The organism is Rhizobium hidalgonense, from assembly GCF_005862185.2.
Lineage (GTDB): Bacteria > Pseudomonadota > Alphaproteobacteria > Rhizobiales > Rhizobiaceae > Rhizobium > Rhizobium hidalgonense.
In genome coordinates this window covers 1,022,073-1,043,294 of record NZ_CP054028.1, presented here as the reverse complement: position 1 = coordinate 1,043,294, position 21,222 = coordinate 1,022,073, and the positions used below count along the sequence as shown (strand labels likewise).

18 protein-coding genes and 1 pseudogene are annotated in these 21,222 nt (G+C 58.6%); 16 read left to right on the top strand and 3 right to left on the bottom strand.

From position 1 onward, the window contains the following. Positions 1–35: 35 nt before the first annotated feature. From FFM81_RS26110 to FFM81_RS26075, 8 genes are all read left to right on the top strand, one after another. Positions 36–1,106, top strand: a complete 1,071-nt coding sequence (locus FFM81_RS26110) for a glycosyltransferase family 4 protein (RefSeq protein ID WP_138386259.1) — start codon at positions 36–38, stop codon at positions 1,104–1,106. 2 nt (positions 1,107–1,108) lie between these two features. Next, entirely contained in the window at positions 1,109–2,239 is a 1,131-nt protein-coding gene (locus tag FFM81_RS26105) for a CgeB family protein (protein ID WP_138386205.1), read from the top strand. After that, entirely contained in the window at positions 2,236–3,327 is a 1,092-nt protein-coding gene (locus FFM81_RS26100) for a CgeB family protein (RefSeq protein WP_138386204.1), read from the top strand. Before FFM81_RS26105 ends, FFM81_RS26100 begins: the two co-directional genes overlap by 4 nt. Further along, a complete protein-coding gene (locus tag FFM81_RS26095) occupies positions 3,324–4,424 on the top strand; it encodes a CgeB family protein (RefSeq protein WP_138386203.1) in 1,101 nt (366 codons plus the stop codon). The genes FFM81_RS26100 and FFM81_RS26095 overlap by 4 nt, the downstream gene beginning before the upstream one ends. Before the next feature lie 11 nt (positions 4,425–4,435). Beyond that, positions 4,436–5,482, top strand: coding sequence for a UDP-glucuronic acid decarboxylase family protein (locus FFM81_RS26090; RefSeq protein WP_138386202.1), 1,047 nt, complete (start codon positions 4,436–4,438; stop codon positions 5,480–5,482). 18 nt (positions 5,483–5,500) lie between these two features. Next, on the top strand, positions 5,501–6,229 hold the full coding sequence (locus tag FFM81_RS26085) for a TIGR04290 family methyltransferase (protein ID WP_138386258.1): 729 nt from the start codon (positions 5,501–5,503) through the stop codon (positions 6,227–6,229). 280 nt (positions 6,230–6,509) lie between these two features. Next, positions 6,510–7,691, top strand: a complete 1,182-nt coding sequence (locus FFM81_RS26080; RefSeq protein ID WP_138386201.1) for a helix-turn-helix domain-containing protein — start codon at positions 6,510–6,512, stop codon at positions 7,689–7,691. 388 nt (positions 7,692–8,079) lie between these two features. Continuing rightward, positions 8,080–8,340, top strand: a complete 261-nt coding sequence (locus tag FFM81_RS26075) for a DUF2934 domain-containing protein (protein WP_138386200.1) — start codon at positions 8,080–8,082, stop codon at positions 8,338–8,340. An 84-nt stretch (positions 8,341–8,424) separates the two neighbouring features. On the opposite strand, the pseudogene FFM81_RS26070 reads toward FFM81_RS26075, so the two are convergent. Beyond that, positions 8,425–8,832 (bottom strand): annotated as a pseudogene (locus FFM81_RS26070) (ATP-dependent Clp protease proteolytic subunit); the annotation flags it as partial. A 1,617-nt stretch (positions 8,833–10,449) separates the two neighbouring features. Between FFM81_RS26070 and FFM81_RS26065 the strand changes: the two are divergent. The 8 genes from FFM81_RS26065 to FFM81_RS26030 all read left to right on the top strand — a co-directional run bounded on the left by FFM81_RS26065 (position 10,450) and on the right by FFM81_RS26030 (position 19,499). Next, the gene (locus tag FFM81_RS26065; RefSeq protein WP_138386198.1) at positions 10,450–10,956 is read left to right on the top strand and encodes a YciE/YciF ferroxidase family protein; all 507 of its coding nucleotides are present in this window, start codon (positions 10,450–10,452) and stop codon (positions 10,954–10,956) included. 291 nt (positions 10,957–11,247) lie between these two features. Further along, a complete protein-coding gene (locus FFM81_RS26060; protein ID WP_138386197.1) occupies positions 11,248–13,647 on the top strand; it encodes an FdhF/YdeP family oxidoreductase in 2,400 nt (799 codons plus the stop codon). Between the two features lie 243 nt (positions 13,648–13,890). Next, entirely contained in the window at positions 13,891–14,427 is a 537-nt protein-coding gene (locus tag FFM81_RS26055; RefSeq protein WP_138386196.1) for a c-type cytochrome, read from the top strand. Between the two features lie 17 nt (positions 14,428–14,444). Continuing rightward, a complete protein-coding gene (gene coxB / locus FFM81_RS26050; protein ID WP_173883884.1) occupies positions 14,445–15,416 on the top strand; it encodes a cytochrome c oxidase subunit II in 972 nt (323 codons plus the stop codon). Further along, complete coding sequence (gene ctaD, locus FFM81_RS26045) at positions 15,416–17,326, top strand: cytochrome c oxidase subunit I (RefSeq protein ID WP_138386195.1); 1,911 nt, start codon at positions 15,416–15,418, stop codon at positions 17,324–17,326. The genes coxB and ctaD overlap by 1 nt, the downstream gene beginning before the upstream one ends. Beyond that, positions 17,323–17,925, top strand: a complete 603-nt coding sequence (locus FFM81_RS26040; RefSeq protein ID WP_025418472.1) for a cytochrome c oxidase subunit 3 — start codon at positions 17,323–17,325, stop codon at positions 17,923–17,925. The genes ctaD and FFM81_RS26040 overlap by 4 nt, the downstream gene beginning before the upstream one ends. Positions 17,926–18,217: 292 nt before the next feature. Then, positions 18,218–19,099, top strand: a complete 882-nt coding sequence (locus tag FFM81_RS26035; RefSeq protein WP_138386194.1) for a cytochrome c oxidase assembly protein — start codon at positions 18,218–18,220, stop codon at positions 19,097–19,099. A gap of 46 nt (positions 19,100–19,145) precedes the next feature. Then, positions 19,146–19,499, top strand: a complete 354-nt coding sequence (locus tag FFM81_RS26030) for a c-type cytochrome (RefSeq protein ID WP_173883883.1) — start codon at positions 19,146–19,148, stop codon at positions 19,497–19,499. A gap of 5 nt (positions 19,500–19,504) precedes the next feature. On the opposite strand, the gene FFM81_RS26025 is transcribed toward FFM81_RS26030, so the two are convergent. Both FFM81_RS26025 and FFM81_RS26020 read right to left on the bottom strand, forming a co-directional pair. After that, positions 19,505–20,350 (bottom strand): c-type cytochrome, encoded by an 846-nt coding sequence (locus FFM81_RS26025; RefSeq protein ID WP_246401253.1) that lies wholly within the window; start codon positions 20,348–20,350, stop codon positions 19,505–19,507. Positions 20,351–20,594: 244 nt separating this feature from the next. Continuing rightward, entirely contained in the window at positions 20,595–21,122 is a 528-nt protein-coding gene (locus FFM81_RS26020) for a DUF4142 domain-containing protein (RefSeq protein ID WP_138386191.1), read from the bottom strand. Positions 21,123–21,222 lie beyond the last annotated feature (100 nt).

Genomic DNA, 21,222 nt, shown 5'->3' with positions numbered 1-21,222 from the left:
CCGGACGGGGACGAAGCAACAGCCGCCGCGTGGTGATGACGGTCGACGCGGTAGGCGGTGTCTGGCGTTACGCCATGGATTTGGCGTCGGCCTTGAAGCCAAGCGGCATCGAGGTCGTCTTCGCGGGCCTTGGTCCGGTCCCGGCCAAGGAGAAGATCGCGGAGGCGAACCGGCTTGGCACGCTCGTCTGGCTGGACGCGCCGCTCGATTGGATGGAGCAGGACGAGAAGGCGGTTGCAGGGGTGCCACGCCTGATCGCCGATCTCGCCCGTCGTGAAGGGGCCGATCTTCTACATCTCAATCTGCCGTCGCAGGCCGCAGGCATTGAAACGGACCTGCCGGTGATGGTGGTTTGCCACTCGTGTGTCGTGACCTGGTTTGCGGCCGTGCGCAGTAGCGATGTGCCGCGGGATTGGCAATGGCAATACCGGCTGAACAGCGCAGGTTTTGCACGTGCGGACAGCGTGATCGCGCCAAGCGGCAGCCATGCCGCAGCGATGGAATTGGCCTATGGGCCGATCCCGAACCTCAATATCGTTTATAATTCGAGCGGGCTCGATCCGTCCAACCAGCCCAAATTGGATATCGTCGTAGCAGCGGGCCGCTGGTGGGACGAGGGGAAAAACGGCGCCGCGCTGGATACGGCGGCAAAGATGACGCGCTGGCCGGTGGTTGCGGCTGGTGCAAACTATGGCCCCAAAGGCCAATATTTGCAGTTTCGCAATGCCGACTATCGCGGTGAGTTGCCGCATGGGCGAATGATGGCCCTGGCGCGGAAGGCGGCCATCGTAGCTTCACCATCCATCTACGAGCCTTTCGGTCTGGCGGCTCTCGAAGCGGCGAGGGCGGGCGCGGCGTTGGTGCTTTCAGATATCCCCACCTATCGGGAGATCTGGGAGGATGCCGCTCTGTTTGCCGATCCTCATCAGCCGAAAGCTTTCGCCGATGCCTTCAACCGCCTTGCCAATGACCCGCAACAGCGCATTGCGCTGGGGCTGAAGGCGCAAGAGCGATCGGCTCGGTTCAGCCTGCAAGCCCAGGCGGCGGCGATGTGCAGGATCTATTCCGGCGCGCCTGGCCACGTCTTTTCAACAGCAGCGGAGTAATCATGAAATTCGTTTTCTATACCCATTCGCTGATTTCCGACTGGAACCATGGCAACGCACATTTTCTCCGCGGAGTCGTGCGCGACCTTCAGCGCCGAGGTCATGAGGCGCTCGCATTGGAACCGCAAGATGCCTGGAGCCGTGCCAACCTTGTGAGGGAGCAGGGATCGGCGGCGATCGAGAGGTTTCACCAGACTTTTCCGCAGCACCGGTCGCAAATCTACGGCAAGGACTTCGATCACGACGCGGCGCTTGCCGATGCTGATGTCGTGATCGTTCACGAGTGGACGCAACCGGATCTGGTTGCGCGCCTCGGCCGTATCAGGCGCGATGGCGCCACATTCACGCTGCTTTTTCACGACACGCATCATCGGGCGGTCTCGGCAGAGGGCGACACTGCGGGACTGGCCCTCGACGATTACGACGGGGTGCTGGCATTCGGCGAGACGTTACGGGAACGTTATCTTCGCGCCGGCTGGGGAAAGTCGGTGTTTACATGGCATGAAGCAGCCGACGACGCTCTGTTTCGACCGATACCGGACGCGGAAAGAACCGGAGATCTCATTTGGATCGGCAATTGGGGCGACGATGAAAGGTCCGCCGAACTTCTCGAGTTCCTCGTCCGACCGGTGAAATCGCTCGGTCTGAACACGACGGTTCGCGGCGTCCGCTATCCCGATCATGCGCTTGACGCCCTGAGCGAGGCCGGTATCGTCTACGGCGGATGGATCGCCAATGCGGATGTTCCCCTCGCCTTCGCCCGACACAAGGTCACGGTGCACATTCCGCGACGACCTTATGTCGAGCGTCTGCCGGGCATTCCAACGATCCGCGTCTTTGAGGCGCTCGCCTGCGGAATACCCTTGATTTCAGCGCCTTGGGACGACGCCGAGAACCTCTTCACGCCAGCCCAGGACTATCTTCTCGCTGGTGATGGCGAGGAGATGAAGCGAAATCTGCGGGACGTGCTCTTGGACCCCGGTTGGGCTGCAAGTCTGGCAGCATCCGGCCTTAAGACGATCAAGGCGCGCCATACCTGCCGGCACCGCGTCGACGAGCTTTTCGCGGTCCTGGCACGGTGCGGCACGAGCCGGGTGACCATGTGCCTTCACTCTCAGGAGGCTGCCGAATGAAGATCGCTTTTTATGGTTCGAGCCTCCTCTCCGCCTATTGGAATGGTGCGGCCACCTATTATCGGGGACTGCTGCGGGCGCTGGCGGAGAAGGGGCATGATATCACCTTCTACGAGCCTGATGTCTACGACCGGCAGAAGAACCGCGACATCGATCCGCCGGACTGGTGTCGGGTCGTTGTCTACGAGGGCACGATCGAGGCATTGAAGGCTGTCTGCAGAAAGGCGGCCGATGCCGATATCGTCGTCAAGGCAAGCGGCGTCGGTTTTGAGGACGACCTGCTGCTCGAACAGCTGCTTGGCAACGCCCGGCCGCGAGCCTTGAAGATCTTCTGGGATGTCGACGCACCTGCCACGCTCGCCGAGCTTCGGGACAATCCCGATCATCCGCTGCGCCGAGCGCTTCCCCGGATAGGCCTGGTACTCACCTACGGTGGCGGCGACCCGGTTGTTAGCGCATATCGCTCCGTCGGAGCGGCGGATTGCGTGCCGGTTTACAATGCCTTGGACCCGCAAACGCATCATCCGGTACCGCTCGACAGCCGTTTCTCCGCCGATCTCGCTTTCCTCGGCAATCGTCTGCCGGATCGGGAGGCGCGCGTCGAGCATTTCTTCCTGGACCCCGCCTCACATCTGCCGGACCGGACGTTTCTGCTGGGAGGCTCGGGCTGGCAGGACAAGCTGATATCGCCAAATATCCGTTATATCGGCCATGTGCCGACCCGGGATCACAACGCCTTCAACGTAACCCCGATGGCAGTTCTCAACATATCGCGCGCCAGCATGGCGGAGAACGGGTTTTCGCCCGCAACGCGGGTCTTCGAAGCCGCCGGCGCCGGTGCCTGTCTCATCACTGACCATTGGGAAGGCATCGAACACTTCCTTGCGCCCGGCAAAGAAGTCCTGGTCGCCCGCGATGGACAGGATGTGGCCGACCTGATCGCAGATCTGTCTCGCCACTCCGCGCGTGAGATTGGGGAGAGGGCGCGCCAGCGCGTGCTGACAGAACACACTTATACCAATCGTGCCGAAGCGGTGGATAGACTTCTCCGCGCTCGCCTTGGGGCGCAGATGGAGGCAGCCGAATGACGCGATCGCTCGACATCGTCTTCCTCGGACTTTCGCTTTCCTCGTCCTGGGGAAACGGCCACGCCACAACCTACCGGGCCCTGATCCAGGGCCTGCGCCAGGATGGCCACCGGGTTCTGTTCCTCGAGCGGGACGTGCCCTGGTATGCCAGCCAACGTGATCTCGCTTCGCCCGATTTCTGTGAACTCGGTTATTATTCTGACATCGACGCCATGCTGCAACTCCATCGAGACAGGCTGCGCCTGGCCGACGCAGTGATCGTCGGATCCTATGTTCCCGATGGTGTGGCCCTTGTCGACAAACTTTGCACGCTCGAGCCAAAAACTCTGTGCTTCTACGATATCGACACGCCCGTCACGCTGGCAAAACTGGACCGCGGTGATGAGGAATATCTGGCGCTGAGGCAGGTTCCGCGCTTCGACGCCTATCTCTCCTTTTCCGGAGGGGAGGTGCTGGCGCTGCTGGAGCGGAGATATGGCGCAAGGAAAGCGGCCGCCCTCTATTGCTCCGTCGACGAGCTCCGCTATGCCAACACCGGCGAGCCTCATTCCTGGGACCTCGGCTATCTCGGAACATACAGCCCCGACCGGCAGCCGACATTGGAGCGGCTTCTTCTGGGGCCTGCCCGTCAACTGCCCTCCATGCGCTTTGTTGTCGCCGGACCGCAATATCCCGCCGAGATCGACTGGCCGGCCAATATCGAGCGTATCGAGCACTTGGCACCTGCTGATCATGCAAGCTTCTACAGCCGGCAACGGTTTACCTTGAATGTGACACGCAGCGACATGATCGTCGCCGGCTGGTCACCGAGCGTGCGCCTGTTCGAAGCCGCGGCCTGCGGAACGCCGGTTATCAGCGATTTTTGGCGAGGGCTCGATGAATTGTTCCCGAACGGCGAGGCAGCGATCATTGCACAAGGACCAGCCGATGTCATGGCGGTGTTGACCGAACTTGACGACACCAGCCGAACCGCCATCGCGACGGCTGCAAGACGACGGGTGTTGAACGGCCACACCGGCGCGGCGCGCGCCGGGCAACTCGCCCAGATCATTTCGGAACTGCCGGCAAGCCGAGCTTATGAGCGTATATCAGCCTGAGGAGAGCACCGATGCTGCAAGTCAATCGTCGCGGAAAAGGCAAGACTGTTCTGGTGGCAGGGGGAGCCGGCTTTGTCGGTTCGCATCTCTGCGATGCGCTCCTCGCCCGTGGGGATTCCGTCATTTGCGTCGACAGCTATATCACCGGCTCGCCCGAAAATGTGCGGCCCTTAACGAACCATCCGAGTTTCCGGCTGATGAAACACGACATTTGTCAGGTCCTGGAAATTGAGGAGCCGCTAGACCAGATCTATAACCTGGCCTGCGCGGCGTCGCCGCCGCAATATCAGGCGGATCCTGTCCACACCATGATGACCTGTGTCGCCGGCACGGGCAATCTGCTTGCGCTTGCTGAACGGCATGGGGCCTCTTTCCTCCAGGCCTCGACGAGTGAGGTTTACGGCGATCCGGCCGAACATCCCCAGCAGGAGGACTATCGCGGCAATGTCAGCTGCACGGGACCGCGCGCCTGCTATGACGAAGGAAAGCGTGCGGCCGAAGCGCTCTGCTTCGACATGCTGCGTGCCGGCCGAGTCGATGCCCGGGTTCCCCGTATTTTCAACACTTATGGACCCCGCATGCAGGCAAATGACGGCCGCATCGTCTCCAACCTGATCGTGCAGGCCCTGTCGGGAAAACCACTCACCATCTATGGAAGCGGAATGCAGACGCGGTCGTTCTGCTTTGTCAGTGATCTGGTCGGTGGTCTAATGGCTCTGATGGACGTAAGACCCAACCCCGGTATGCCGGTCAATCTTGGCAATCCCGGCGAGTTCACCATCAGCGAGCTTGCCTCAATGATCCGCTCGATGGTACCGGTCCGGACTGGGATCGTTTACAAGCCGCTGCCGAAGGATGATCCGCAGCGCCGCCGTCCGGATATCTCCCGCGCGACGGAACTTCTCGATTGGCAGCCGACCGTGCCGCTCGCCGAAGGGCTCGGCTATACCGTCGAATGGTTTACCAACAGTCTCGGAGGCCTTGCACGCCAGCAGTCAACAGCGCCTCGCCGCCCTCGGCGGGAAGTTGAGACGCAGGCCGCCACCGAGCAGGGCTGAGGAAAATCGATGCAAGCGATGATGAACCTGAAACGCCGCGTAACCGAACTTGGTCCATGGTTCCAGAATATCCGGCTTGGAGAAATCGAGACCGCGCCAGACCATTTTCTCGGCGACTATCCCACTTTTAAATGGGAGAGCTTCAAACATGTCGTGCCGGAAGACCTGGGCGGGCGCAGCGTGCTCGATATCGGTTGCAATGCGGGCTTTTATGCGCTGGAGATGAAGCGCCGCAACGCCGGGCGGGTGCTCGGCATCGATACCGATCCACGCTATCTCGAACAGGCCCGCTTCGCCGCCGCTCATTTCAGCCTCGAGGTCGAATTCAGGCAGATGTCGGTTTACGAGGTGCCGACGCTGGGCGAAACCTTCGATCTGGTGCTCTTCATGGGCGTATTTTACCATTTGCGCCATCCTTTGCTGGCGCTCGATCTGCTATACGAACATGCAGTGGGCGACTTGATGTTGTTCCAATGCCTGCAACGCGGCGACGAGCGGACCAATCTGCTGGAGGAGGATTATGATTTTGCGGAATGGGCAGTGTTTGATAAGCCGGACTTTCCGAAATTGTTCTTCGTCGAAAACCGCTATGCTAATGATCCAACCAACTGGTTTATTCCGAATAAGGCGGCGGTCGAAGCGATGTTGCGAAGCTCCGGCTTTACCATGGAGGCCAATCCCGAGCGGGAAGTCTATCTTTGCCGCCGACACCGTCGGCCCTACATGGTAGAGCCGCCGCCGCTATGAGGTGACCGGCTCGACTCTTAACGTTGTCTTGTCCGGCTATTTTCGATCGCTCTCGCACTTGATTGCTGATCAGGGCCGCCCGCGTCTTTCGCCCCTTTTGCTCGCGCGCTGAGGTCGGAGTCCGGGCGTGACCGGCGCCAGGCGCCAGCGAAGCCGGCATGGCAACGGACCTTCCATGCCATCACGTTGCATTGCCCGCTGCTGCGATTGCGGCGTGGAACAGGGCGGTGTCACGAACGTTTCCAACGCAAACAGACAAATGTCACGAGGAAAAGCCGGAATGAATACGGCTTTTGACAGACCCACGCCGAAGTTTGTCCTGGTGATCGAGGACGACTACGCGCTAGCGAGCAATCTCGGTTCAAGTCTGGCCGAGATGGGATTGAAGGTTGTGGGGCCGGCGGCGAGCGTGGAAACGGCGCTGAAATACATTGAAGATTTCCCTCAGATAGAGGTTGCTATCCTGGACATTAACTTGGGCGGCACGATGGTGTTTCCTGTCGCCGACGAGCTCTCGAGGCGCAACGTTCCTTTCTTCTTTGCTACCGGCTACAGTCGAGAGGTTGTTCCTCCGCGCTTTGCGGATAGAATCTTCGTTGATAAGCCCTTGGACAGGGGCGCGATTTCCATTGCGCTTTCCGAGTGCCAACGCCCGGCCGAGAAGGCGCCGGTGCTCCAAAAGAACCTCATTCTTTCCGCACTTTCTGCTCGTGAATCTGATGTCATCCAGCCACATCTGAAACCGGTTCGGCTGGTCCAAGGCGAGGTTCTTGAACGGCAGTTTGGAGAAATAACAGCGCTCTCTTTTATCGAAACAGGAATTGTTTCGCTTGTTGCATTGTCTCTGGATGGCTCACAGGTAGAGGCCGGCCTGATCGGACGTGAAGGCGCAACCGGAACCGGATTATTAGAGGGGGATTGGCACACTTCCTATAAAATGATGGTTCAGATCGAAGGAACTGCTCAGCGCATCGAGATCGATAGTTTCCTCCGTCTTACGAAAAAGGCGCCGCGGTTGCGATCGCTCTTAACATCATTTTCGAGGTCGCTCGCGATTCAGATCAGCTATACGGCCCTGGCTAACGGCCGATATTCAATAGAGCAGAGGCTGGCGCGCTGGTTGCTTATGCTGAATGACCGGGTCGATGTTCAAGCTCTTAGTCTTACTCACGAATACATGGCTTTCATGCTTGGTGTCCGGCGCCCAGGAGTGACCGGGGCGCTTCACGTTCTTGAAGGCGAGAAGCTCATCAGGTCCATACGAGGAAAGGTGATTGTCGTGGATCGGGACGGCCTTATTCGAAAGGCTCATGGCTCTTATGGCATTCCGGAAAAGGAATACGAGCGGTTGATGGGGTTTCCACTAAGGGGCTGTGATAGCGTTGCAAGAAACATCCCCACTCCAGGTGCTATCTCGGCCCAAGAATTGAAAAGATGCCCAGGGAAGCTGAGACCTCGCTAATCCATTTTTGCCGCATACTTTTGAGCTCGCGCGGACGAACTGGATGCGGCGAGTCTGGATATCAACTTACTCGGCGTGACGGTCTGCCGCGTGGCATGGAAGTTTGCCGAACTCCCGATTCCGCTCGTTTTGGTCACCGGCTACGAGTGCGATTCCTTGCCGGTATCGTTCAAAACCACGCGAGATGTCTGACCCAAAAGGACATGCTCTCGTGCCTGCTGCAAATGTCTCTCCACCATACCTCAGCCATATCGACACCTGGTCCCCCACGCGCTCGTTGTCCAGAACAGTGGCGTTGCCGGGCAGCAACAAAGGAAAGAATAATCCTTATTTCGGAACAAGTGGCACTCGATCAAGTTCGAGCCCGTTGTCACTGAAGGAGGATGCCATGGATATTGAACACATCAGGCGCCGCGCGCAGGAGATATGGGAAGCCGAAGGTAAGCCGGAAGGCGAGCACGTGCGACATTGGCTGCAAGCCGAGCGCGAACAAGGAGGAGATGGCGAGCTTCCACAGACGTCGTCTTCTGCTCATCACAGCGCAACCACTATTCCAGACGGTGGAGGAACGAGTTCAAAGGTAATGACTGAGCGGGATCGCGAGCCTGGAAGCTTCAAACCAGGCAATCTTGCCTCCGAAAACAAGTAGTTACCCATCTCACGACGTTCGGCGCGCCGGGCACGGCGCGCCTCCAAGTCAGATGAGACGCTTGCGCGCCTAAGGATTCGAAGGTCATAAGAGTATTCTGCCAATGAGGCCGTAGCTCAGAGCTTCTTGCGCGCTCATGTAGCAATTCGTGCGGGCGCGTTGAAAGAGTTCATCAGACGACATTTTGCATCCCCTCACCAACTCGTCAAAGCCCTCCTTCTCAAGCCACTGAGCTGTTTCCAGCATAGCGAGCTTTTCTTGGACCATTTGGATGCATGCCGTCACCGGACCGGACAGTTCGAAGCTCCCGCTTATTCTCCTTTCGTGGATCAGGAGAAAGGTGTCCGCCGTCAGGTATCGGTTGGATGTGTTGAAAGCGGCCAGGATCGTGACGCCGGCGGAATAGACGTAAGATTTCCCCACGCAGTAGGCTAGCCTTTCGGCATGCCGCGAGAACAGCTTGACCTCAAGCGCGATCCTGCGAGCGGCATCGGCATCGCCTCCGGCCCGTTTATCGAGACATTCGGCTCGAAGAGGAGGCGATTAAGATCGTCCTCCTGCGCGTCTTCCGCATCCATCATTAGGCAATCCTTCCAGGATTTGCTAAAGGCCTCCCAACCACGCTACGCCCGAAGAGTTCCGCTGCCGGACACAAGACAGGTCGACGTCAGATGCGGCAAAGGCTGAAACAGCCTCTGCCTACTCCTGCATTCGACTACAAGACCGTTTTCTTGGCGCGAGTGGGAAACTGTCGGGAGGGAACTCGTTACTTTCCCGGAAGCGGCGACTAAACGAATCTCAGCTGATCGAGAACGCCACACGGACGGTTCTCGCCAACTGGACTCCGGAAAAATCTTCAGCAGGCCTCTACCCAGTTCGTACCGCGAGTCCGGCCCGCTCGGGCGCGGTGTCAACCGAACGCAAATGCCCACCAGCCATGCGCGGACGCCGCTGCGTTCAAAATGAGTGCACCGGCCGCTGCCCAGCGGGTCGGGTGAATGAAGACCAATGCCGCCGATAGCAGCGCTACTGCCGAAATCGCACCATTCATCTTTTCGCTCCATGGTGAGCCGCTAACCGCCCTAGGAAGGTTGAGTTCCTGTCGCCGGTGGAATTGTCTCCGACCCTACCGTCTCCCGCGGAAGGGAACTTCCTATGGAGACCACGGTTGGCCTGCAGAATGACGGAGGTTGTGATGGACGGATCGCACTGGGCGATTCTCCTCGGCACACTTGCTCTCGCATCATGGATGCTAGCTGGTCTAATCGCCGTGCTTGGAACCCGCCAGGAGACCCGGAGCGGTGGAAGCGAGGTTTTTTCGCTCGCGCTGGCCGGCGCGGGCGCCGTCTTAGCGGTCATTATGGCCGCCAGCATAGTGCTTTCGTGACGACCAAAGAACGGAGGACCGGCATGGACAAAGTCATCGATGTCGACTTTCGCGTGATATGGCAGGCACCGGTATGACCGGTACTTGTGTTCGTGAGCGGATCGACGGGCCAGATGCAGCTCTTCAATCGGTGGCGAACCGCTGGCCGGCATCCGACACCGAGCTCTACCGGCAAAAGTGAAATGCCTGCACACGCTTGCGCGGCACGGCAGCGTCGAGGCGGCACGGAGTCGATTCGTAAATGCAGCCGTCGCGGCCGGGATCATTGCCTGAGGCATTTTAAACGTGCGCCGCGGTAGCACCCGCCGCGCTCGCAAGCCCGTTTTGGTGTGGGCGGACCGGCAATTTTAAAGACGCCGATCTGGACCTTTGAGGAACAGGCAGCGGCGAGGGGCACGTCACCATAGGTTACCATGGGCAGTGACTAAGGTAGTGTCGCCCATCATGGAACGGTGGCCTGATAAAACATCGCCGCCTTGTGGAGGTTTTTCCCCTTCCTGACGCCGAAAGCAAAGTCCACGGGAACAACTATCGTCGCACGTGGTTACCTCCCTGCGGATCAGCCCGGGCCTCGCTCGGACTGAGGCAGTATCGCTGATCGGCCTCTGTTCCTTGGCCGGAATGAGACGGCGCTCCGGAGACGGAGCGCCGGCACTTTGGTGAGGGGACAGCCAAAACCACGCGACGGTTGCGTCCACGCAAGCCCATAAGGAGGATTATCCATGGCAACTACCACGACCAAGACACTAGATGACCTTTTCCTTGACACGCTCAAGGATATCTATTTTGCTGAAAAACAGATCCTGAAGGCGCTGCCAAAGATGGCTCGTGCCGCCCAATCGGAAGAAGGTAAGGCGGGGTTCCTGCAGCATCGCGACGAAACTCAGGGGCAGATCGAACGCCTGGAGCAGGTTTTCGAGATTCTCGGCAAGCCCGCGCGAGGGAAGACCTGCGAAGCAATTCAAGGTATCATCGCGGAAGGTGAAGAGATTACGGAAGAATTCAAGGGCTCGCCCGCACTGGATGCCGGTCTCATCTCTTCGGCCCAAGCCGTCGAACACTACGAGATTGCCCGTTACGGCACTCTCATCGCCTGGGCAACCCAGCTCGGTCTCAAGGATGCCGTTCCGCTGCTCCAGGCAAACCTCGCCGAAGAAGTAGCCACCGACAAGAAACTGACCCAGCTTGCGCAGGCATCCGCAAACCCAAAGGGCAAAAGGGCCGCCTAGTCGACGGTTTATGATGGAAGGCCGCCCTCGATGGCGGCCTTCCGCCTGATGTGACGTCACCGGAACAAGCGGGGCGTCGAAACCGGGTCGGTAGCGAGCGGTTGCTACCGTTCCCGCGCGCCGAATATTCCCGAGCAAGCGCCATAAGTTGAAAGAACTTCCTTCATCGATGCCGTTTGGTGCATCCCAGATTAGGCGAAGCCCCGGGTTGGAAGATTCAATGCCTGTCTCTTTGAAACGGCTTGGAACAAAAGCCAACGTCTCAGGTTCTGGGAAGCGGAGGGCCTAGAAATGTCTGCAAATCCGAAATCTCCGCCAAAAATCAAACGCTACTTGGGACCTGCCGGAGGTTGGGGCTCGGCCAAATCGGTTGCCGCAATCCTTAGGCGCGAACACAAAACCCTGGGTGGCGCGGGAGTTCTCTCACAGCAAAACAAACCCGAGGGCTTCATGTGCGTGAGCTGCGCCTGGGCCAAGCCTGCAAAGACGCATCCGCTCGAATTCTGCGAAAATGGCGCGAAGGCAACTGCATGGGAAGTGACAAGCCGGAGAGCCGATAGGCCCTTCTTCGCCAACCACAGCCTAAAGGATTTGGAGCAGTGGCGGGATCACGACTTGGAAGAGCAGGGTCGGTTGACGCATCCGATGCGATGGGATCCGACCACGGACAGGTATGTCCCCGTTTCCTGGCAAGCTGCGTTTGACGAGATTGGCAGAGAACTTCGGTCGCTGAAGCCGCAGGAAGTTGATTTTTATACTTCGGGGCGCGCTTCGCTCGAGACCAGCTACATGTATCAGCTATTCGCGCGCATGTATGGCAGCAACAATCTGCCGGACAGTTCAAACATGTGTCACGAAAGCTCCTCAGTCGCACTTCCTGAAAGTATCGGAGCGTCTGTCGGCACGGCAGTCCTTTCGGATTTCGAGAATACCGACTGCATTTTCTATATCGGACAGAACGTCGGTACATCTTCCCCGCGTCTTCTTCACGACCTTCAAGATGCCGTCGACCGTGGGGTCAGGATCGTCACTTTCAATATGCTGCGCGAGCGGGGGCTTGAGCGTTTTGTCAATCCTCAAAAGCCGTCTCAAATGCTCACCGGATCGGAGACCCTGATCTCGTCTCAGTACTATCAGGTCCGAAACGGCGGCGACATCGCGGCTTTGTTTGGAATTTGCAAGGCACTGATCGAGGCGGATGACGCTATGAAGGCGACTGGCCATTCAAGGGTTGCCGGAAACGATGGCCGCCCTGCCGACCCTTCGAATGCTGCGATGGTCGCCTTTGCGGCATCCATGGCATCGGCCGACAAGACGCATGTGCTCGATCACGACTTCATCAAAGACCATACCGCAGGCTTTGAAACCTTCGCCGCCGCGGCGCGCCAGCACGCGTGGCCGGAGCTTGAACGGATTTCCGGCCTGACGCGCGAGCAGATGGTGCAAGCAGCGGAAATCTATGCCAATTCGAATGCCGTCCTAATGGTTTATGGGATGGGTCTGACCCAACATTTGATGGGCGTGCAGACTGTGCATATGGTGGTCAACCTTGCCCTGCTTCGCGGTAACATCGGAAAGCCCGGCGCAAACATTTGCGCCGTTAGAGGGCACTCGAACGTGCAGGGGCAGCGAACAGTGGGGATCACAGAGAAACCGGGTCTGGCACCGCTCGACAAGTTGTCCGAACTTTACGGTTTCGAACCGCCGCGCTGGACGGGGCGTTCCACGGTCGAGACGTGCAAGGCGATCATGAACGGAGAAGCACGTGCGTTCGTCAGCCTTGGCGGGAATTTTCTCAAGGCCGTCCCGGAAACCGGTGCAATGGAGGCCGCATGGCGGAAGCTACGCTTGACCGTGCACATCGCCACCAAGCTCAATCGCAGCCACGTCATTCATGGCGAGATCGCATATCTATTGCCGTGCCTCGGGCGGATCGAAATCGATCAACAGGCGACTGGGCCGCAGGCGGTTTCGATGGAAAGTTCGATTGCCCACTTCCACGGCTCCAGGGGCAAGGTCAAGCCGGCCAGCGACGAACTGCTCTCCGAGCCGGCGATCGTGGCTGGCATTGCCAAGGCCACCTTAGGTGAGGGCAAGGTGCCATGGGACGAGTGGGTCGGCAATTATGCCAGGATCCGAGATGCGATCGAGGCTACTTATCCGGAAACGTTTAAGGACTTCAACAATCGGATGTTTCAGCCCGGGGGCTTTCCCCGACCGCTGCCAGCACGCGAGCGGAAATGGGCCACCTCGAACGGCAAGGCCAATTTCATCACGCCGGAAAGGCTGTTTCCAGAGCTTCCCACTGCGGCCAGGTCCGATGTCCTTCATCTCGCGACGCTGCGCTCGAACGATCAGTTCAATACGACGATCTACGGATACGGCGACCGATTTCGTGGCGTCGAGGGGACGCGAAAGGTGGTGTTCATGAACGCCGGCGATATCGCGGCTCTTAACCTCGAAAACGGGGCATCCGTCGATCTGACGACGGCTGTTGATGAAGCGACCGTTCGAAAAGTCACCGCGCTGCGGGTCGTGGAATACGATATTCCCAGGGGCTCCTGTGCGGCGTACTATCCCGAAACGAACCCGCTATTTCCACTTGATCACCATGACGCCAAGTCCAAGACGCCTTCATACAAACTATTGCCGGTTGTGGTGACACGATCGGCCGAAAACCCTTGCGACTGACCGCTGATGGGATTGACAATGTTGTTCGATGGTTCTGCAGGAGCATCGGATCGTTGCAAGAGGCTGGCTGCATGGACAGCCTGCCTAACATTGACGGCTTTGTTCGTCTGGAAGGCGACGTCATCTGGATCGGCCGGCCGGTTGGCGCCGACTTCCGCCCACAAGTCCCTTGCTCAGGAATCAAAGGAGGGGCCGTACAAATACAGGGTCCTGGCTTGGGGCTCTCTGCTAGTGGGAGGGGTCATGGTATTGGCGCTGCTTGGCTGGATCGACCAACCGCGAAAATTCAGGGTCGATCCGGCAATCACCGCGGAACTCGATCAAATCCGACTGATGCCCAATGGCATCGGCGGAGCGCCGCCGGAGATCGATTTCGCTCTGGGTCAACCTTATGAAAACGACTCATACAATCTGAGCCAAGGCAAACGTCTCTACACCTGGTTCGGCTGCTCATCCTGTCACGGTGACGGGCGCGGCGCGGCCGGTCCTTCTTTTCTCGATGGATGGTGGCTCTATGGACCCGAGATGGTTTCAATCGTTGCTTCCATTCGGGATGGAAGACCGCATGGCATGCCGGCATTTCAAAACCGCATGACCATAGAACAGATCTGGCAGCTCGCAGGCTACGTGCAAACGATCGGTGCTTACAGCGCCAAGGTATCAGCGCCGAGCCGCAATGATGCAAAACACACGCGCCCTTCCGAAAACCGCGCGCCGGCGGCAATCATTTTCGACGAAGGACCGGTTGGTGTTGATCCTGAGCAGGGACCGAACCCGTGATCGCAAGGCTCATTTTAATGGGGTTGTTTGCGGTTTGCCTGTCCGGATGCACCGGCATCCAGTCGGCGCTCGACGTGCACGGCGCCTCAGCAATCCACCTGAAACACTTGATGCTCTTGGTGATATGGGTTTGCGCACTCGTATGGCTCGCCGTGATGGTAGTGCTCGCATATGCGCTGTTGCGCAAACGTCGCGTTGCGGCCGAGGTGAACGCGGGTGCCGACAATCGAGCGACCGTCATCGTTTCTGCCGCCGTCGGAGCAACAGCTCTAATCATTGCAGGGCTCACCGTCGCAAGCTTTTATACCACCCGGCTGATCGATGGGGACGGTGACGCGGCAATGGCGATTGCCGTCAAGGGCGAACAGTGGTGGTGGCGCGTCACCTATATGCGGGATGGCACACCCGACTTCGAGACGGCAAACGAGATTCATATTCCGGTCGGAAGGACGGTTTTGCTTCGGCTCGAAAGCGCGGATGTCGTCCACTCGTTCTGGGTGCCAAGTCTTGCCGGCAAGCAGGATCTCGTTCCAGGAAGAACGAATACGCTTGCCCTTCGCGCCGAGACGCCGGGCGTCTACCGCGGACAGTGCGCGGAGTTCTGCGGCATCCAGCATAGCCACATGGCGATGTCGGTCATCGCCGACGATGCGGTTTCCTTTGAGCGATGGTTGGCCGATCAAAGGGCGGAAAGTCTCAAACCTGCCGAGCCGGAGGCGACCGCCGGGCAAGCTGTGTTTCTGGGAAAACCCTGTGCCGCCTGTCATAGAGTGCGTGGAACTCCATCCGCTGGTACCACCGGTCCTGACCTTACTCATGTGGGAAGCCGGGACACGATCGGAGCCGGTCTCATGGAGCGAACCAGAGGCTCGTTGGCAGCCTGGATTGCCGATCCTCAGACGATCAAGCCCGGCAACAACATGCCGATGGTGCCGCTCACCAGCGACGAATTGCGTGCAGTCTCCGCATATATGGAAAGCTTGAAATAATGGCGGATGATGCTCCCAGGAAAGACCTTCGCGATACCGCGCTCGACAGAGCCGAGCTGGACCGGCATCTAACGTCGATTTGGCACACTCGCGGCGGTCTATGGGCCGCGGTATCGACCGTCGACCACAAGATCATTGGCCGCCGCTATATTATTACTGCTTTCGTCTTCCTGTTCATGGGCGGCGTGCTCTCGCTGCTCATGCGGCTTCAATTGTCGCAACCGGAGGCCCGGTTCATCGGGCCAGACCGCTACAATCAGATCTTCACCATGCACGGCACGAACATGATGTTCCTTTTTGCCGTTCCTGTCATGGAAGCGATGGCGGTCTATCTCGTGCCATTGATGGTCGGCACTCGCAATATTGCATTCCCCCGCCTCAATGCATTTTCCTACTGGATGTTTCTTGCAGGGGGAATCTTGCTGTGGGTGGCGTTTGCGATCGACACCGGTCCTGATGTTGGCTGGTTCGCCTATGTGCCGCTTGCAGGACCGCAATACGGCACCGGCAAGCGCGCTGATATCTGGGCCCAGATGATCACGTTCACCGAGATATCGGCGCTTTGTGTCGCCGTGGAGCTGGTGGTGACGATCTTCAAGCAGCGTGCGCCCGGCATGTCACTGGACCGCATTCCGCTTTTCGTATGGTCGATGCTGGTGACGTCGTTTATGGTGATTTTGGCAATGCCGGCCATCATGATTGCCAGCTCTTCGCTTATCCTCGACCGGCTGGTCGGAACCCACTTCTTCAATGCGGCCGAGGGCGGTGATGTTTTGTTGTGGCAACACCTCTTCTGGTTCTTCGGCCATCCTGAGGTCTATATCATCTTCTTGCCGGCGGTCGGGATGGCATCGACCATCGTCGCGACATTCACCGGACGGCCGGTGTTCGGCTATCTGGCGATGGTGATGGCCTTGATTTCGACGGGCGTTCTGGCGTTCGGTCTCTGGGTGCATCACATGTTTGTTGCGGGCCTGCCCCGGTTGGGTGAGAGCTTTTTCACCGCGTCCAGCATGGCGATCGCTGTGCCTGCCGGTCTGCAGATCTTCTGCTGGCTGGCAACGCTTTGGATGGGTCGGCCCGTGTTCAAGACGCCCCTTTTGTTCGTCGTCGGGTTCATCATCACATTCGTCGTCGGCGGGATGACGGGGGTAATGGTAGCTTCCGTGCCATTCGATACGCAGGTTCACGATACTTACTTCGTCGTCGCTCATTTTCATTATGTGCTGATCGGTGGCGCCGTATTTCCGTTGCTTGGTGCCATCTATTACTGGTTTCCGAAAATCACTGGCCGAATGATGAGCGAAACGCTCGGACGGTGGGTATTTGCGTTGATCTTCGCAGGTTTTCACCTCACCTTTTTCCCGATGCACATTCTCGGGCTCGCAGGAATGCCGCGCCGCGTCTACACCTACCAGCCCGAGTTGCCCTGGAGTGGTCTGAATATGATGGTCAGCCTGAGCGCACTCGTTCTGGCGTCGGGCTTTCTGCTATTTGCCATCGACATATTTCGAAGCGCGAGAAACGGTCCTGCGGCCGGCTCCAATCCGTGGGGGGCGGCAACGCTCGAATGGGCGACTGCATCGCCGCCGCGTTGTTATAATTTCCGTCGAATGCCCGTTGTGCACTCCGGGGAGCCGCTCTGGACCGAGGATGAACTCCAGGTGGCTTCGGGCCTTCGCGTCGATCGGCGCGAGCTGCTTGTGACCGCTGTTGTCGCAGCGACGCCGCAAGGGCGGGAATCATCGGTCCCGCACTCCATCTGGCCGCTTTGGGCGGCGGTGGCGACGTCCATTGTCCTGATCTGGTCGATCTTTACGCCCTGGGCAGTCGTCTGGGGATCGATCCCTGTTGCCGTCGCCCTGACAGGCTGGTTCTGGCCAAAGGGCGCTCCAGAGGAAGAGTCATGAGAGAACGCGTCGTCCTCGATCTTTCGGACGTGACATCACACGCAAGCGGCAGTGCGAGCCCGACATGGTGGGGAACGCTCGCCTTCATGCTGATCGAAGGCACGGGTTTTGCGCTCGCAATCGTGATCTATCTTTATCTGATGAGCCTTGCGCCCAAATGGCCGATCGCCACCCCAGTCCCGGCACTGACGGCGGGCACGCTGATGACGATCGTGCTTGTCGCGAGCCTCGCTCCAAACATGCTGGTTACGCACTGGGCGAAAAAGCATGACTTGCCAAAGGTTCGCTTCGGGTTGGTTATCATGTCGCTGCTCGGGATCGTGCCGTTGATTATTCGCGTTTTCGAGTTTCCGGCTATGCATGTGAGTTGGGATCGGAACGCTTATGGATCGATCGTCTGGCTGATGTTGGGTCTGCATACGACCCACATTCTGACGGACCTGATCGAAACGCTCGTGCTCACCTGCCTCATGTTCACACGCCACGCCGACAACGCACGCCGATACGGCGATGTTGCGGATAACGCAATGTACTGGAACTTCGTCGTTGCCACGTGGTTGCCTATATACGCCTGCATTTACTGGGTCCCACGCCTATGACAACACAACCCGCTCGATTTGCCGGCTTTGCCATCGCCCCCGTGGCATGGGCCTTGACCACCCAACTCGGGCAGATACTTCCCTACGCTGACTGTAGCGCTCGCACGAACTGGACACTTGCGGTTTGCACCGCTGCTGCCGGTGGCAGCATCGGAGGCGCCCTTTTTGCCGCCAATCGCTGGCGGAGTTGGAGCGATTCCCAAAGAAAATTCGGCCAGACCGCTCTAGCCATCACGGCAGTCTTTGTTTTCGCCCTCTTTTTGCAGGGGGCGGCTCCCCTGCTGCTCAGCCCATGCGCACGCTGATTGCCCTCGTCGTGACGATCACCAATGCGGGCACGGCCTTTGCGCACGGCGCGGAAGCGCATCCGGTCTCTTACGGGTGGACCTTCGATCCGTGGGTCGTTGTCCCTCTGTGCACGCTAGCCGCGATGTTTGCGATAGGCGCTTGCAGATTACTGTGCCGCGTTTCTCCGGGGAGGCCGAAGCCGCTTCTCCGTATCGTTTGTTATTTCGCCGGTTTGTTAACACTGACTGTCGCTCTGGTCTCACCGATCCATTGGCTGGGAGAGCACCTCTTCACCTTTCATATGGTCGAGCACGAGATCATCATGGCCATAGCGGCTCCTCTTCTCGTGCTTTCTCGACCCGCTGCAATGTGTGTGTGGTCGTTGCCAAGGTTCGCCCGGCGCTGGACATCGCAGGCATTCAATGCTTCTCCGGTCCGTGGGCTTTGGAGTCGGTTTACCGGCGGGGTCACCGCCACGGTCGTACATGCGGTTGCAATATGGGCTTGGCATGTGCCGATGCTGCTCGACGTATCGGTGACGAATATCGCGATGCACAGGCTCCAGCACCTCTCCTTCTTCATCACCGCGCTTATATTTTGGTGGGCGGTCATATGGCGTAGCGAACGAGGTGCTGCTGCGTGGCATCTGTTCGTTACGATGATGCACACCAGCGTACTCGGAGCTTTGATCGCTCTCTCCCCCCGGGTCCTTTATGTCGCGCAGACAGCCAGTGCACCCGAATGGGGATTGACGCCGTTGGAGGATCAGCAGATGGCCGGAATGTTGATGTGGATCCCCGCTGGCACGGTCTATGCGGGCGCGGCGATCTTCCTGCTGTCAATGTGGATCAGGGATTCGGGAAGGGGAGGTGCCAAACTTGTCTAAGACCTCATACCTTACAGCGGTCGGCGCAATCGCCCTGCTCGTCTCGATGGCGACCGGATTTTTAACGACGCAATATCTCAGTAGCCGCAGCATCCGGTATCAAAGTGCAATTTCGATGACTGGCGGGGATCCTGAGCGATCGCCCATGATATTTCGCCGATACGGTTGCACGGGCTGCCATACCATTCCCGGAGTGCCGGGTGCCGATGGACTGGTCGGGCCTGCGTTGTCCGGTCTGTCGGGGCGGGTCTATATTGCCGGCGTGCTGCCGAATACGGCGGACAATCTCGAACGCTGGATTGTTTCACCGCAAGAGTTTTCGCCACGTACCGCGATGCCGGCGACTGGGATAAATTCCACGGAGGCCAAAGATCTTGCCGCCTATCTTTACACGAATTGAGATCGCTAAGGGTGCGGCGTGAGCCTTGGCGCGAGCGACTTGATATAGCGAGCTATCGCTTTTCGGTCGCTTTCGGGAAGGCTCTTGGTGTTGATGACGACATCGGCCATGGACGATCCCACGCGCCCATGTGTCGGCGTATTGCCGGTCGTCAGCATCTCTTCGATCTCCGCCTCCGACCAGCGGCCAATTCCAGCGGGAGTAATATTTGGTATGTACCCGGTCCCTTGTTGCTCGGGACCACCGGCAAAACGAGTATCGGATTTTATTGCACCGAGCATATTTCGGGTGGAATGGCATTCGGCGCAGTGAGAGAGCGTTTCGACGAGATACCCACCCCGATCGTGAACGGCATCACCCGTGAGGTTTGCGTTCGACGCCCCTTCTCGGAAGAATAGAATTTTCCAGAAGCCAATCGAGCGGCGGACTGCGAAGAGGATTGTTGGATGGTGGGGTGGCGCGCGTCCGGTCACCGCAGGAAGCGACTTGAGGTAGGCATAGAGATCCTTGATGTCTGCGACGGTCATTCCGGTGTAGCTTGCATACGGGAATGCCGGATAATAGTGCTTGCCGTCTGGAGATACCCCAGCAATAAGCGCGTTTCCCAGATCCGCGACATCCCAGTTCCCGATCCCGTCGGTCGGGTCCGACGAGATATTTGGCGGTCGAAATGTCCCAAATGGCGAAGCCAGCGCCAACCCACCACCCAGTCGAAGGCGATCAGGTTGTCCGGGCGTTGCATGGCATGAAGCACAGTCTCCGGCGGCAAAAACATCCTTGCCTCGCCCGGCATCTCCAACTCCCGCCAGCCGGGGATCGTTCGCGGAGAAAATTGGCGCGGGAGCTGTCATGACCCACGCCACCGCAGTCCCTAAGGAGGCAGCGCATAAGATCGCGGTTATCCAGAGAGCGATCCTCATGATGGTCCCGATTTCACTTTAGCAGGCTTGCCGGCAATGAAAGTTGAACCGATGTAAGTGCATCGAGGCTCCGATACAGGTACCGCCAGACGGTGTTCTTCGAGATTGGGTTTTTCGATTCCGACTGGCGGCGAACCGGCGTTCAAGAGTCGAAAACACCGAAGCCCCATCTGACCTATTTGTTGAGCTCGTTCGCCATCTGCAGATGATGCTCCAGAGCAGGTCGCGTACTTGCAGCCCATGCCTTCAGCTCCGGGTTGTCCCCTTCGTCGCCATAGCGCTTGAACAGATCGACCGCGTCTTCGTGGGCAGCTTCCTGGTCTGAGTGATATTGCTTGTTGAAGTCGTCCCCCTGCAGGCCGTTCAGCTTGTCGAGCATGCTCTGCTGATCGGACGTCATTGCGCTCGGAAGCGTGGCTTTGACCTTGCCGCCGGACACCAGCGCCTTGAGCTCGTCGGTGGTCTTCTGGTGGTCGGTGACCATTTGCTGGGCGAACGCCTTGGTCGCATCGTCGCCGCGCTCGACGGCAAGCTTGCTGGAGGCAATTTCAAACATATCGCTGGTGGCTGCCTCCTTGACGAAATCCTCGGTTTTTGGCGGGACGCCGATTAGGGAATTGACGCCGGTTTTTTCGGCTGCCGATTGTGCGAAGGCGGGAACGGCAAGCGAGAGAGCAAGCGAGACGATAGTAAGGCGGTTCATCGAGGTCTCCTTGGTTTGTCTACCGCTAACTTTTAGATCGTCTGAGAGTTCCCGTTGTCAGCCCGAATTCCACGTCTTGACGACGCTGATGTTGTTGTTC